Origin of the sequence: Rhizobium grahamii CCGE 502 (genome assembly GCF_000298315.2) — a bacterium.
GTDB lineage: Bacteria > Pseudomonadota > Alphaproteobacteria > Rhizobiales > Rhizobiaceae > Rhizobium > Rhizobium grahamii.
The window spans coordinates 1-283 of the sequence record NZ_AEYE02000076.1 but is presented as its reverse complement, the minus strand read 5'-3'; the positions used below and the strand labels follow the sequence as shown (position 1 = coordinate 283).

The window sequence follows — 283 nt, the reverse complement described above, 5'->3', positions numbered from 1 at the left end:
TGAGCTTCATCCGTGTCAGCGCCGATTGCAGCAGCAGGTAGTTGGTCAGGTTCGGGATCGTCTCTTCCGGGCGCAGGGTCAGTGCTTCGTTCAGTGCAACCGCCTCCGGCATCTTCCGCGTATCGAGCGAGAACACCTGCCGCTCTTCGGCTACGGCAGCGGCAAGCGGCTCGTTGAACGGGTCGGGCTGGCAGCGTCATTTCATGCGGAGGGCTACGGCCGGTCTGGCCTGCAGCGTCCTTGGCAACGAGCGTAATGCGGACGCGCTTGCCGGACAGCGGGT

The 283-nt window shown here is 64.3% G+C and carries 1 pseudogene; it reads right to left on the bottom strand.

The features are described from left to right. Positions 1-283: pseudogene (locus RGCCGE502_RS36470) on the bottom strand (DUF4175 family protein); the annotation flags it as partial.